14 protein-coding genes are annotated in these 11,966 nt (G+C 62.1%); 5 read left to right on the forward strand and 9 right to left on the reverse strand.

Features of this window, described 5'->3' with window-relative positions; all coding sequences use genetic code 11:
• Positions 1-4 precede the first annotated feature (4 nt).
• The 9 genes from ACW4TB_RS06270 to ACW4TB_RS06310 all read right to left on the reverse strand — a co-directional run bounded on the left by ACW4TB_RS06270 (position 5) and on the right by ACW4TB_RS06310 (position 8,638).
• Positions 5-193: a hypothetical protein gene (locus ACW4TB_RS06270; RefSeq protein ID WP_012315031.1), complete on the reverse strand. Its 189-nt coding sequence runs from the start codon at positions 191-193 to the stop codon at positions 5-7.
• 55 nt (positions 194-248) lie between these two features.
• Entirely contained in the window at positions 249-1,811 is a 1,563-nt protein-coding gene (ahpF, locus tag ACW4TB_RS06275; protein ID WP_012315032.1) for an alkyl hydroperoxide reductase subunit F, read from the reverse strand.
• Positions 1,812-1,935: 124 nt separating this feature from the next.
• Positions 1,936-2,499 carry an alkyl hydroperoxide reductase subunit C gene (gene ahpC, locus ACW4TB_RS06280; RefSeq protein WP_012315033.1) on the reverse strand — a complete coding sequence of 188 codons (564 nt, stop codon included), beginning with the start codon at positions 2,497-2,499 and terminating at the stop codon, positions 1,936-1,938.
• A gap of 268 nt (positions 2,500-2,767) precedes the next feature.
• Positions 2,768-4,123 carry a glutathione-disulfide reductase gene (gorA, locus tag ACW4TB_RS06285; protein ID WP_012315034.1) on the reverse strand — a complete coding sequence of 452 codons (1,356 nt, stop codon included), beginning with the start codon at positions 4,121-4,123 and terminating at the stop codon, positions 2,768-2,770.
• 98 nt (positions 4,124-4,221) lie between these two features.
• Positions 4,222-5,061 carry a UTP--glucose-1-phosphate uridylyltransferase GalU gene (gene galU, locus ACW4TB_RS06290; protein ID WP_012315035.1) on the reverse strand — a complete coding sequence of 280 codons (840 nt, stop codon included), beginning with the start codon at positions 5,059-5,061 and terminating at the stop codon, positions 4,222-4,224.
• 48 nt (positions 5,062-5,109) lie between these two features.
• Complete coding sequence (locus ACW4TB_RS06295; protein WP_012315036.1) at positions 5,110-6,471, reverse strand: UDP-glucose dehydrogenase family protein; 1,362 nt, start codon at positions 6,469-6,471, stop codon at positions 5,110-5,112.
• Between the two features lie 100 nt (positions 6,472-6,571).
• Entirely contained in the window at positions 6,572-7,486 is a 915-nt protein-coding gene (locus ACW4TB_RS06300; protein WP_279928886.1) for a c-type cytochrome, read from the reverse strand.
• Positions 7,483-8,133, reverse strand: coding sequence for a c-type cytochrome (locus ACW4TB_RS06305; RefSeq protein WP_012315038.1), 651 nt, complete (start codon positions 8,131-8,133; stop codon positions 7,483-7,485). The genes ACW4TB_RS06300 and ACW4TB_RS06305 overlap by 4 nt, the downstream gene beginning before the upstream one ends.
• 145 nt (positions 8,134-8,278) lie before the next feature.
• Positions 8,279-8,638, reverse strand: coding sequence for a hypothetical protein (locus ACW4TB_RS06310; RefSeq protein ID WP_012315039.1), 360 nt, complete (start codon positions 8,636-8,638; stop codon positions 8,279-8,281).
• A 160-nt stretch (positions 8,639-8,798) separates the two neighbouring features.
• Between ACW4TB_RS06310 and ACW4TB_RS06315 the strand changes: the two genes are divergently transcribed.
• From ACW4TB_RS06315 to modB, 5 genes are all read left to right on the forward strand, one after another.
• Entirely contained in the window at positions 8,799-9,101 is a 303-nt protein-coding gene (locus ACW4TB_RS06315) for a DUF1883 domain-containing protein (protein ID WP_012315040.1), read from the forward strand.
• Between the two features lie 7 nt (positions 9,102-9,108).
• A complete protein-coding gene (locus tag ACW4TB_RS06320; RefSeq protein WP_012315041.1) occupies positions 9,109-9,279 on the forward strand; it encodes a hypothetical protein in 171 nt (56 codons plus the stop codon).
• A 16-nt stretch (positions 9,280-9,295) separates the two neighbouring features.
• A complete protein-coding gene (locus ACW4TB_RS06325; RefSeq protein ID WP_254466076.1) occupies positions 9,296-10,372 on the forward strand; it encodes an NAD(P)H-dependent flavin oxidoreductase in 1,077 nt (358 codons plus the stop codon).
• A 154-nt stretch (positions 10,373-10,526) separates the two neighbouring features.
• A complete protein-coding gene (gene modA / locus ACW4TB_RS06330; RefSeq protein ID WP_012315043.1) occupies positions 10,527-11,285 on the forward strand; it encodes a molybdate ABC transporter substrate-binding protein in 759 nt (252 codons plus the stop codon).
• The gene (gene modB, locus ACW4TB_RS06335; RefSeq protein ID WP_012315044.1) at positions 11,285-11,965 is read left to right on the forward strand and encodes a molybdate ABC transporter permease subunit; all 681 of its coding nucleotides are present in this window, start codon (positions 11,285-11,287) and stop codon (positions 11,963-11,965) included. Before modA ends, modB begins: the two co-directional genes overlap by 1 nt.
• The last annotated feature ends 1 nt before the right edge of the window (position 11,966 follow it).

Below are 11,966 nucleotides of genomic sequence, written 5' to 3' on the forward strand. Positions count from 1 at the left end.
CCACTCAGTGTTCCGGTTCTGGGAAGTTGCGGCAGCTTTTGCGCTCGGCCATTTCCCGGTCACTGGGGCGCTGGTCGACGAACACGGTACGGCCGTCTGCGTAGATTTCCAGGTAACCCCAGTGCAGGTCCTGCTCCTGCTGCCCGGGCTGGGGTGGCACTAGCCACCAGGGTTCGCGGCTGATCAGGGTCATGGCTTGAATTCCCGAGGGTGTCTGCAGTAAGCATAGACACCCCCGGTTTTCAGGATTACGCCGGCGCCGAGGTACGGATCAGGTGATCGAAGGCCGCCAGCGATGCCTTGGCACCCTCGCCCACCGCAATGACGATCTGTTTGTACGGCACGGTGGTCACATCGCCGGCTGCGAACACGCCCGGGATGCTGGTCGCACCTCTGGCATCGACGATGATCTCACCGCGCGGCGACAGCTCGACCGTCCCCTTGAGCCAGTCGGTGTTAGGCAACAGGCCGATCTGCACAAAGATACCTTCCAGCGCCAGGTCATGCTGCTCGTCGGTGGTACGGTCCTTGTAGCGCAGGCCGGTTACCTTCTCGCCATTGCCCACCACTTCGGTGGTCAGCGCGCTGGTGATCACCTTGACGTTCGGCAGGCTGTGCAACTTGCGCTGCAGCACGGCATCGGCACGCAGCTGGCTGTCGAATTCGATCAACGTCACCTGGGCGACGATGCCTGCCAGGTCAATGGCTGCTTCCACGCCGGAGTTGCCGCCGCCGATCACCGCCACACGCTTGCCCTTGAACAACGGGCCGTCGCAGTGCGGGCAGTAAGCCACGCCACGGGCGCGGTATTCCTGCTCACCCGGCACGTTCATTTCGCGCCAGCGGGCGCCGGTGGCGAGGATCACAGTCTTGGCTTTGAGCGAGGCACCGCCGGCAAGGCGTACTTCGTGCAGGCCGCCGTCGGTGGCAGGAATCAGTGCTTCACCGCGCTGCAGGTTCATGATGTCGACGTCGTACTGCTTGACGTGCTCTTCCAGTGCAGTTGCCAGTTTCGGCCCCTCGGTTTCCTGCACCGAGATGAAGTTCTCGATGGCCATGGTATCGAGCACCTGGCCGCCGAAGCGCTCGGCAGCGACACCGGTACGGATGCCTTTGCGTGCTGCGTAGATGGCGGCCGCGGCACCGGCGGGGCCACCGCCGACCACCAGCACATCAAAGGCGTCCTTGGCGTTGATCTTTTCGGCCTGGCGGGTGCCGGCGTTGGTGTCGATCTTGCCGAGGATTTCTTCCAGGCCCATGCGCCCCTGGCCGAACACTTCGCCGTTCAGGTAGATGCTGGGCACTGCCATGATCTTGCGCGACTCGACTTCATCCTGGAACAGCGCACCGTCGATGGCCACGTGGCGTACGTTCGGGTTGAGCACCGCCATCAGGTTCAGCGCCTGGACCACGTCCGGGCAGTTCTGGCACGACAGCGAGAAGTAGGTCTCGAAGGTGAACTCGCCTTCCAAGGCCTGGATCTGCTCGATCACTTCGGCACTGGCCTTGGAGGGGTGGCCGCCAACTTGTAGCAGCGCCAGCACCAGGGAGGTGAATTCGTGGCCCATGGGGATGCCGGCAAAACGCAGGCTGATGTCAGCGCCCGGGCGGTTGAGCGAGAACGAAGGCCGACGGGCGTCGGTGCCGTCCGCGCTCAAGGTAATGAGGTTCGACAGGCTGGCAATTTCCACCAGCAGGTCGTGCAATTCGCGGGACTTCGCGCCGTCGTCGAGGGAAGCAACGATCTCGATCGGCTGGGTGACCCGCTCCAGGTAGGTTTTCAGTTGCGATTTAAGCGTGGCGTCCAACATACGGGCGATTCCTTTTTCAATCTTCGGATACAAAAACGCCCAGGCAATAGCGCCCGGGCGTTTGGCGGGGCAGTGAGTACTTCAGCTTTGGCGGCTGCTCACCGCCCACGACTGGCGCACGGTCTTAGATTTTGCCGACCAGGTCCAGGGATGGCGCGAGGGTAGCTTCGCCTTCTTTCCACTTGGCTGGGCAGACTTCGCCTGGGTGAGCGGCGATGTACTGGGCAGCCTTGACCTTGCGCAGCAGCTCGCTGGCGTCGCGGCCTACACCACCGTCGTTGATTTCGACGATCTTGATCTGGCCTTCCGGGTTGATCACGAAGGTACCGCGATCGGCCATGCCGGCTTCTTCGATCAGCACGTCGAAGTTGCGCGAGATGACGTGGGTCGGGTCACCGATCAGCGGGTACTTGATCTTGCTGATGGTGTCGGAAGTGTCGTGCCAGGCTTTGTGGGTGAAGTGGGTGTCGGTGGACACACCGTAGATTTCCACGCCCAGCTTTTGGAACTCGGCGTAGTTGTCAGCAAGGTCACCCAGCTCGGTCGGGCAGACGAAAGTGAAGTCGGCCGGGTAGAAGAACACGACAGACCACTTGCCCTTCAGGTCGGCTTCGCTTACCTGAACGAATTCGCCGTTGTGGAAGGCGGTGGCGTTGAACGGTTTGACCTGGCTGTTGATGATAGGCATGAGAGACGCTCCTTCATGGGGTTGAAATCAGTTGACGGAGAGAATCCTAACCGCTGGTCGCCACGAAGGCTCATTGGCAAACCTCATGCTTGCGATTGGTTTTGGCTATAAGCGAGGTTTATTAATAGAAGGGATTGGGCTGAGCAAAGGATTGCGCAAGCATTCAAGAGCCTTATCGCTGGCAAGCCAACACACAAGAACAGCGCCGAGCTTGAGAGCTGGGCCGTACCTGTGGGAGCCGGCTTGCCGGCGATGGGGTCCGTGAGGTTTAGCGCGTAACGGTCCGCATGGTGACGAACTCTTCCGCCGCCGTCGGGTGCACGCCAATGGTCTCGTCGAACTGCTGCTTGGTAGCGCCTGCCTTCAGGGCAACACCCAACCCCTGGATGATCTCGCCGGCATCAGGGCCGACCATGTGGCAGCCCAGCACCTTGTCGGTCTCGGCGTCCACCACCAGCTTCATCAGGGTCTTTTCCTGGATGTCGGTGAGGGTCAGCTTCATGGCGCGGAAGCGGCTCTCGAAGACCTGCACCTTGTGCCCGGCTTCCAGCGCCTGCTCTTCAGTCAGGCCCACGGTACCGATCGGCGGCTGGCTGAAAACTGCGGTGGGGATGTTCTGGTAATCCACCGGGCGGTACTGCTCGGGTTTGAACAGGCGCCGCGCCACGGCCATGCCTTCGGCCAGGGCGACCGGGGTGAGCTGCACGCGGCCAATCACATCACCAATGGCCAGGATCGACGGGGCGGTGGTCTGGTACTGCTCGTCGACGCGGATATAACCGCGCGCGTCCAGCTCCACACCGGTGTTCTCCAGGCCCAGGTTGTCGAGCATCGGGCGTCGGCCGGTGGCGTAGAACACACAATCGGTGACCAGCTCGCGGCCATCCTTGAGCGTGGCCTTGAGGCTGCCGTCCTCAAGCTGCTCGATGCGCTGGATATCGGCATTGAACTGCAAGTCCATGCCGCGTTTTTCCAGTTCTTCCTTCAGGTGGGTACGCACCGAGCCGTCGAAGCCGCGCAGGAACATCTCGCCGCGGTACAGCAAGGTGGTGGCGGCGCCCAGGCCTTGGAAAATGCCGGCAAACTCGACCGCGATATAGCCGCCCCCCACCACCAGCACCCGGCGTGGCAGTTCTTTGAGGTAGAACGCCTCGTTGGAGGTGATGGCCAGTTCTTTGCCCGGGATATCCGGCACCTGTGGCCAGCCACCCGTAGCGATGAGGATGTGCCCGGCGCTGTAGCGCTGGCCTTGCACTTCCACTTCGTTGGCGCCGGTGATGCGCGCATGGCCTTCCAGCAAGGTCACGCCGCTGTTGACCAGCAGGTTGCGATAGATGCCGTTGAGGCGCTCGATTTCGCGGTTCTTGTTGGCGATCAGGGTACCCCAGTCGAAGTGGCCCTCTTCCAAGGACCAGCCGTAGCCGGCTGCCTGCTCAAGCTCATCGGCGACGTGGGCGCCATACACCAGCAGCTTCTTGGGTACACAACCAACGTTGACGCAGGTGCCACCTAGGTAGCGGCTCTCGGCCACCGCCACTTTTGCGCCAAAGCCCGCGGCGAAGCGTGCCGCTCGCACACCACCGGACCCGGCACCAATCACGAACAGATCAAAATCGTAGGCCATGTATTCAGTCTCCTTGGCTGGCGCTCAGCATACCGCCGTTGGCCGCCACAAACAAAAAAGCCACCCCGAAGGGTGGCTCGTCGACCTGCAGGGGCTTATCAGTAAGCCTTGCCGGTCTTGTAGTAGTTCTCGAAGCAGAAGTTGGTCGCGTCGATATAGCCTTCGGCGCCACCGCAGTCGAAACGCTGGCCCTTGAACTTGTAGGCGATCACGCAGCCGTTCTGTGCCTGCTGCATCAGTGCGTCGGTGATCTGGATCTCGCCGCCCTTGCCCGGTGGGGTGTTGCGGATGATATCGAAGATATCCGGGGTCAGGATGTAGCGGCCGATGATCGCCAGGTTAGATGGGGCGTCTTCCGGCGCAGGCTTTTCGACCATGTTGGTCACACGGAAGATGTCGTCGCGGATCATGTCGCCGGCAATCACGCCGTACTTGTTGGTTTCCTGCGGATCGACTTCCTGGATGGCGATGATCGAGCAGCGGAACTGGTTGTACAGCTTGACCATCTGGGTCAGTACGCCATCACCTTCCGGGTTGACGCACAGGTCGTCCGCCAGCACCACGGCAAACGGTTCGTCACCGATCAGCGGCTGGCCGGTCAGAATGGCGTGGCCCAGGCCTTTCATTTCGGTCTGGCGGGTGTAGGAGAACGAGCACTCGTTGAGCAGGCGGCGGATGCCGACCAGGTATTTTTCCTTGTCGGTGCCTTTGATCTGGTTTTCCAGCTCGTAGCTGATGTCGAAGTGGTCTTCCAGGGCGCGCTTGCCGCGGCCGGTGACAATGGAAATCTCGTTCAGGCCAGCGTCCAGGGCCTCTTCAACGCCATACTGGATCAGTGGCTTGTTGACCACCGGCAGCATTTCCTTGGGCATGGCTTTGGTAGCAGGCAGGAAGCGAGTGCCGTAACCGGCTGCCGGGAACAAGCATTTCTTGATCATATACGTCCTTAAACAAAGGCAGAGCCTGTGGAATTCGGCGCAGTCTAATCAGGCGGCAGTCACCTTACAATGCCCCGCCTGCGGCCGACCGATGCCATGATAGAGATAACCCAGTGTAGATAGTTCCAAGGGATCGTAAATATTACGGCCATCAAATATCACCGGCATGCGCATCAGCCCGCGCACACGGCTGAAATCCGGTTGGCGGAACTGCTTCCATTCAGTCACCAGGGCCAGTGCATCGGCACCCTCCACGCAGGCGTAGGGGTCATCGGTGAGTTTCAGTTGGCCATTGGCCAGCGCCTGCGCATAGCGCTCGGCAACCCCGGCCAGCGCCACCGGGTCACAGGCCTGCACGCGTGTACCTGCGGCCAGCAAGGCATCGAGCAGCACCAGGCTGGGCGCCTCGCGCAGGTCATCGGTGCCCGGTTTGAAAGCCAGCCCCCATACCGCCACGGTACGCCCACGCATGAACCCACCGAAATGCTGCTGCAGCGCGGTGAACAACAGGGTTTTCTGCTGATCGTTGCGCGCTTGTACTGCCCGCAGGATTGCAGGCTGATAACCTTGCTGCTCGGCTGTGCGGACCAACGCGCGGATATCCTTCGGGAAGCATGACCCCCCATAACCACAGCCGGCATAGATGAAATGGCTGCCGATGCGCCGGTCGCTACCAATGCCGTGGCGCACTTGTTCGATGTCCACGCCCAGGTGTGCGCACAGCCCGGCAAGTTCATTGATGAACGATATTTTGGTTGCCAGGAAGGCATTGGCTGCGTACTTGCTGAACTCGGCCGCACGCGGGGACATCACCAGGATACGTTCGCGATTGCGCACAAAGGGCGCGTAGAGGCGTTGCAGGCACTGCCGTGCTGCCTCGTTGTCCGTGCCGATGATGATGCGGTCCGGGCGCATGAAATCGTCGATGGCGCTGCCTTCCTTGAGAAACTCCGGGTTGCTCGCCACCTCGACAGTAAAACCGGCGCTGCGGTCGCGCAGGCCCTGCATCACGTGCCGGGCCACGCGCTCTGCGGTGCCGACTGGCACGGTGGACTTGTTGACCACCAGGCAACTGCGCGGCAAATGGCGGCCAAGGCTGTCGGCCACGGCCAGCACGTGCTCCAGATCGGCCGAGCCATCTTCCTGGCTGGGCGTGCCGACAGCGATGAACACCACCTGCGCCTTGGCCAGCGACGGCTGCCACTGGTCGCTGAAGCTCAGCAGCCCTTGGCCGACCCCAGACTGCAGCAGTGCCTGCAGCCCCGGTTCATGGATCGGACACTGGCCCTGACGCAGTTGTGCCAGGCGGTGCGGGTCGCGCTCCAGGCACACCACCCGGTTGCCCATCCCGGCGAAACAGGCTGCCGTCACCAGCCCTACATACCCTGCCCCGATCACACAGAGGTCCATGGCCGCGCTCCTTGAGTGAGATAGCGGACATTGCTACCCCACGGGGGTTGCAACGCGGTGACGGCGGGATGACAGAACAGTGAGGCCAAGGATGAGCGCGTCAGCTACCGGTTCCCTGCCCGATCAGCACCCCCTCGACCTTCTGCCCATACAGGTTGACCCCGTCGTTGGCATGGAACTTCACCCGGGTTTTCTCGACAGAGCCATCCACCAGCCGAGGGTCCTGCGGCCGTTCGTGGCGATTGACCCAGGCCGCCACATCCCACGCCTGCTGATCACTCAGGCTGCCTGGCCGGCCCAGCGGCATGTTGTGCTTGATGAAGGAGGCCGCCGTGTTGATCCGGTGCATGCCAGCGCCCCAGTTGTAGGAATCCTTGCCCCACAAGGGCGGCATCACGTATTCGCCGGCCACTTTCTGCCCTTCGCCATTATCCCCGTGGCAGATGGCGCACTGCTCGCGGTAGACCTGCTGGCCGCGCTTGAAGTCGTAGCCACCCTGGGGTTGCGGTACTTCAGGGTACCCACGCCCGGCGATCTCCACACCCGTAGGCGCTTTGGTGGACAGCCAGTAGGCATAGACCGACAGCGCGGTCATCTGCGGGCTGTCGGCTGCCGGCGGCTTGCCGTTCATGCTGAACTGGAAGCAGCCTTGGATACGTTCGGCGTAGGTGTTGACCTTGTCGTTCTTCTTGCGATATGCCGGGTACATCGGGTAAGCACCCCACATCGGCGCGGAGTGTGCCAAGCGGCCTTGGTCCAGGTGACAGTTGCTGCAGTTCATGCCATTACCCACCGCCTCGGGCATCAGTCGGCGGGTGTCGACGAACAGCGCATGGCCTTCGCGCACCATTTTGCCGAAGGCGTTGTCTGGCAGTTCGCTTTCAGCAGGAGGCTCGAACTGCGTTGCGGCCTGGGCAGCCGGAATATTCAGCTGCGACTGGTCTTCCATGGCGATGGGCGCCGCAACAGCATGCCCCATGGCCGACAGCAGCAACGCTGGCATCAATACTTTCATGGCTTGACCTCCTGGCTGGCGGGCTTGGCAAAGAATTCGGCAATTGCCATGACCTCTTGATCGGTCATGGCCTTGGCCACACCGACCATCAGCTGATTGGGGTCGTTGCTGCGGCTGCCATCGCGCCAGCCGTTGAGTTGCGCCACCAGGTAGCTGGCAGGCTGCCCGGCCAAGGGCGGAAAGTGCTCGCCAACTCCACTGCCACCAGGGCCATGGCATTGCACGCAACCGGGAATATTGCGGCTCCAGTCGCCGTAAAGGGCCAGTCGGGTGGTGGGGTCGTCTGCGATTTGCTGGCGGCGCAAGCCGGGGGTCGGGTCGCCAGGCAGGCTGGCCAGGTAGTCGCTGACGGCCGTGATCTCATCCTCGGTCAAGGCTTTGGCCAGCGGCTCCATCACTGCCTGTTTACGGCTGCCGGCACGCCAGTCATGCAACTGCTTGCTCAGGTAGCCGGCCGGCAGGCCGGCCAAACGTGGGAACCCAGCGGCGGCTATGCCCTTGCCGTCCGCACCATGGCAGCCCATACAAGCCATGGCGGCGGGGTTGGCGCCACCCTGGGTGAAGATCTTCTGGCCATCGGCGGCGTGCGCCATGGGCCAGGCCAGGATCAGCAGGCTGCCGATCAGGACTCGACTCAACGGGGTCATGACGAATCTCCATTTCTTTTGTTATAAGCTTAGGCTTAAAACACATAAGCAAATGGATACTAGCCCCGCCAGGGAATTGCCAACAACGCCAACCCGACCAACAGATGGCAATTGGCCTTGTTAACCGCGCTTTAGTTGAGCCAGATCAACCGCCAGAGATGCACTTGGTCGCCGCCGTGCGCACATCACCAAGGCGCAGCGGGAAGTTGTTCAAGCGTTCATGCAGCTTGATGCTGCTGCCGCTGCCACGTTCCTCGATGTCCACCAGTGCCGCTGGCCCGGCGCCGGCAGTCAGCTTTTGCGGCACGATCAACCGCAGGCCATCGTCGCGCTGCTCTTCGACCAAGGGATCACGGGTGTTCGCCAGCTCCTGCTTGACACAGTCGGCATACTCGCGGGGCGTCTTGCCAGAGATCACATCCATCGTTTCGTGCGACTGCTCCAGCTCGGAAACGCTGACACAACCACCCAGCGTCAGGGACAACGCCGCCACCATCCACTTCATTTGGCATACCTCAGCTATCAGGAATGCATCAGACCACGGCCAGGCACTTTTGCTCCGTGCTTTGGCAGATTTATCTAGCCCCATGCCATCAGGCGCGCCAGCCACTCCCGACATCGTGGTATCGTTCGCGTTTGCAGAACCCGACTTTGCGGAGCACCCCATGAAATTCGTACACCAGCGCGAGCATCTCAACGAGGACGACATCGTTGTCATCGAGTGCTCTCAACGCTGCAACATCCGCCTGATGAACGACGCCAACTTCCGCAGCTTCAAAAATGGCGGCCGACACACTTACCACGGCGGCCACTTCGAGCGTTTTCCGGCCAAGATCACGGTACCCAGCACCGGTTTCTGGAACATCACCATCGACACCGTGACCACCCGCCCGATCTCGGTAACGCGCAAGCCGACCTTGACCCACAAGATCAAGGTCATCCGTCGTTCGTCGTCCAAACTCAGATAAGACCGCCATGACCCAGAACATCAAGTACGTCATCAAATACAAGCTCGACGGCGAACGCCGCTGGGATTTCGCCGTCATGCCCGATGCCTCGCACGAGCAGGCACTCGATGCCCTGCGCAAGATCCACGGCGACGACGCCGACAAGATCAGCGACATCCAGGTGAGCAAAGCACTTTAAGGCCCAGGAGAACCGCATGAGCAACTGGCCCGACCGTCGTATTCTCGATCTGCTGGGCATCGAGTTGCCCATCCTCCAGGCGCCCATGGCCGGCGCCAGCGGCTCGCCCCTGGCCATCGGGGTGGCCAAGGCCGGCGGCCTGGGCGCCCTGCCCTGTGCCATGCTCACGGGCGAGCAGGTGCGCGCCGAGATTGTCGCGTTTCGCAGTGCTTGCCCGGGCCTCCCGCTGAACCTTAATTTTTTCTGTCACCAGCCGCCCGCCCCCGACATCGACCGCGACACGCGCTGGAAGCTGGCACTCCAACCTTATTACACAGAGGTTGGCGCCGACTTCCAGGCCCCCACACCGGTTTCCAACCGTGCACCGTTTGACGAGCACAGCTGCCAGCTGGTCGAGCAATTGCGCCCTGAGGTGGTGAGTTTCCACTTCGGCCTGCCCGAAGCTGCGTTGCTGCAGCGTGTGAAAGCATCCGGGGCCAAGGTGCTGTCCAGTGCCACCACAGTGGAAGAGGCGCTGTGGTTGGAGGCCAACGGTTGCGACGCGATCATTGCCATGGGCAGTGAAGCCGGTGGCCATCGCGGCATGTTCCTCAGTGAAGACATCAACAGCCAGATCGGCACCTTCGCCCTTGTGCCACAGGTTGCCGATGCGGTGGACCTGCCGGTGATCGCCGCTGGCGGCATCGCTGACCACCGCGGCCTGGTTGCAGCATTGGCCCTGGGTGCGAGCGCCGTGCAAATCGGCACGGCCTACCTGTTCTGCCCGCAGGCCAAGGTATCTGCGGCCCACCGACGTGCGCTGGACAGTGCACCGGCCAGCGACACGGCCCTGACCAACCTGTTCACCGGGCGCCCGGCACGCGGCATCAACAACCGCCTCATGCGCGAGCTGGGGCCGATGAGTGAACTGGCGCCACGCTTCCCCTTGGCTGGCGGCGCGCTGATGCCGTTGCGGGCAATCACCGACCCGCAAGGCAGCAGCGACTTCAGCAATTTGTGGGCGGGGCAAGCGTTGCGGCTGGGCAAGGCAATGCCGGCTGAACAGTTGACCCGGGAGGTTGCAGAGAAGGCGCTGGCGCTGGTTGGGCGTTAGGAATTTACCTGGGGCGCCGGTTTAAGGGCGCTGTGGTGTATGGCACCGGCTGTGCCGGCTCCTACAGGACGCCAGACAGCACCTTTCAGCTTGGGGTCTATCGCTATATAGTTACCGCTATAACGATAACCTGCACTCCTAGGGAGCTGTCTTCATGCGTATCCGCCTGCCCCACCCGGCCGCCACTGCCCTGGCCTGCCTGCTATCAACCAACAGCGCCTGGGCCGACGAGGTGCAGGTTGCGGTCGCTGCAAACTTCACGGCGCCGATCCAGGCCATCGCCAAGGACTTCGAGAAAGACACTGGCCACAAGCTGATCGCCGCCTATGGCGCCACGGGGCAGTTCTACGCACAGATCAAGAATGGCGCGCCATTCGAGGTGTTCCTCGCCGCCGATGACAGCACCCCGGCGAAGCTGGAGCAGGAACAGGATATAGTCCCCGGCTCGCGCTTCACCTATGCCATAGGTACCCTGGCCCTGTGGTCGGCCAAGGAGGGTTACGTGGACGCCAAGGGTGAGGTATTGAAGAAAAACCAGTACAAGCACCTGTCCATCGCCAACCCGAAAGCGGCGCCCTACGGCCTGGCCGCCACTCAGGTACTGGCCAAGCTTGGCCTGGCTGAAGCCATCCAGGGCAAGATCGTCGAAGGCCAGAACATCACCCAGGCCTTCCAGTTCGTCTCCACCGGCAACGCCGAACTGGGCTTCGTCGCCCTGTCGCAGATCTACAAAGACGGAAAAGTCACCAGTGGTTCGGCCTGGGTCGTGCCGTCCGAACTGCATGACCCTATCCGCCAGGACGCCGTCATTCTCAACAAGGGCAAAGACAACCCGGCGGCCAAGGCACTGGTTGAATACCTCAAAGGCCCCAAAGCCACCGCACTGATCAAATCCTATGGTTATGAACGCTGATGCCACTGGACGCCAGTGACCTGGGTGCCATCTGGCTGACGGTGAAACTGGCCAGCCTGACCACCCTGATCTTGCTGCTCATCGGCACGCCTATCGCCTGGTGGCTGGCGCGCACGCGCTCTTGGCTGCGCGGTCCGGTGGGTGCGGTGGTGGCGCTACCACTGGTGCTGCCACCGACGGTGATCGGTTTTTACCTGCTGATCGCGCTCGGCCCGCATGGCTGGATAGGCCAGGCCACCGAGGCGCTGGGCCTGGGAAGCGTGGTGTTCAGTTTCACTGGCCTGGTGATCGGCTCGACGGTGTACTCCCTGCCGTTCGTGGTGCAACCGCTGCAGAACGCCTTCTCTGCCATCGGCCAGCGCCCGCTGGAAGTTGCCGCCACCTTGCGCGCCAGCCCGTGGGACACCTTCGTGCATGTAGTACTGCCGCTCGCTCGGCCTGGTTTCATCACCGCCACCATTCTCGGTTTCGCCCACACCGTAGGCGAGTTTGGCGTGGTGCTGATGATCGGTGGCAACATCCCCGACAAGACCCGCGTGGTCTCGGTGCAGATCTTCGATCACGTCGAGGCCATGGAGTATACGCAAGCCCACTGGCTGGCCGGTGCCATGCTGGTGTTCTCGTTCCTGGTGCTGCTTCTGCTGTATGCGGGACGCCGTGGCAAGCCTGGCTGGAGCTGAA

The sequence above is a fragment of the Lelliottia jeotgali genome, assembly GCF_977070485.1.

Excerpts from the sequence above, each read along its gene's own strand:
- ACW4TB_RS06310 (WP_012315039.1), bottom strand. The coding sequence starts at position 8,638 with ATGAAGTGGATGGTGGCGGCGTTGTCCCTGACGCTGGGTGGTTGTGTC.
- ACW4TB_RS06325 (WP_254466076.1), top strand. The coding sequence starts at position 9,296 with ATGAGCAACTGGCCCGACCGTCGTATTCTCGATCTGCTGGGCATCGAG.
- ACW4TB_RS06300 (WP_279928886.1), bottom strand. The coding sequence starts at position 7,486 with ATGAAAGTATTGATGCCAGCGTTGCTGCTGTCGGCCATGGGGCATGCT.
- ahpF (WP_012315032.1), bottom strand. The coding sequence starts at position 1,811 with ATGTTGGACGCCACGCTTAAATCGCAACTGAAAACCTACCTGGAGCGG.
- ACW4TB_RS06315 (WP_012315040.1), top strand. The coding sequence starts at position 8,799 with ATGAAATTCGTACACCAGCGCGAGCATCTCAACGAGGACGACATCGTT.
- ACW4TB_RS06305 (WP_012315038.1), bottom strand. The coding sequence starts at position 8,133 with ATGACCCCGTTGAGTCGAGTCCTGATCGGCAGCCTGCTGATCCTGGCC.
- ACW4TB_RS06295 (WP_012315036.1), bottom strand. The coding sequence starts at position 6,471 with ATGGACCTCTGTGTGATCGGGGCAGGGTATGTAGGGCTGGTGACGGCA.
- gorA (WP_012315034.1), bottom strand. The coding sequence starts at position 4,123 with ATGGCCTACGATTTTGATCTGTTCGTGATTGGTGCCGGGTCCGGTGGT.
- modB (WP_012315044.1), top strand. The coding sequence starts at position 11,285 with ATGCCACTGGACGCCAGTGACCTGGGTGCCATCTGGCTGACGGTGAAA.
- modA (WP_012315043.1), top strand. The coding sequence starts at position 10,527 with ATGCGTATCCGCCTGCCCCACCCGGCCGCCACTGCCCTGGCCTGCCTG.
- ACW4TB_RS06320 (WP_012315041.1), top strand. The coding sequence starts at position 9,109 with ATGACCCAGAACATCAAGTACGTCATCAAATACAAGCTCGACGGCGAA.
- galU (WP_012315035.1), bottom strand. The coding sequence starts at position 5,061 with ATGATCAAGAAATGCTTGTTCCCGGCAGCCGGTTACGGCACTCGCTTC.
- ACW4TB_RS06270 (WP_012315031.1), bottom strand. The coding sequence starts at position 193 with ATGACCCTGATCAGCCGCGAACCCTGGTGGCTAGTGCCACCCCAGCCC.
- ahpC (WP_012315033.1), bottom strand. The coding sequence starts at position 2,499 with ATGCCTATCATCAACAGCCAGGTCAAACCGTTCAACGCCACCGCCTTC.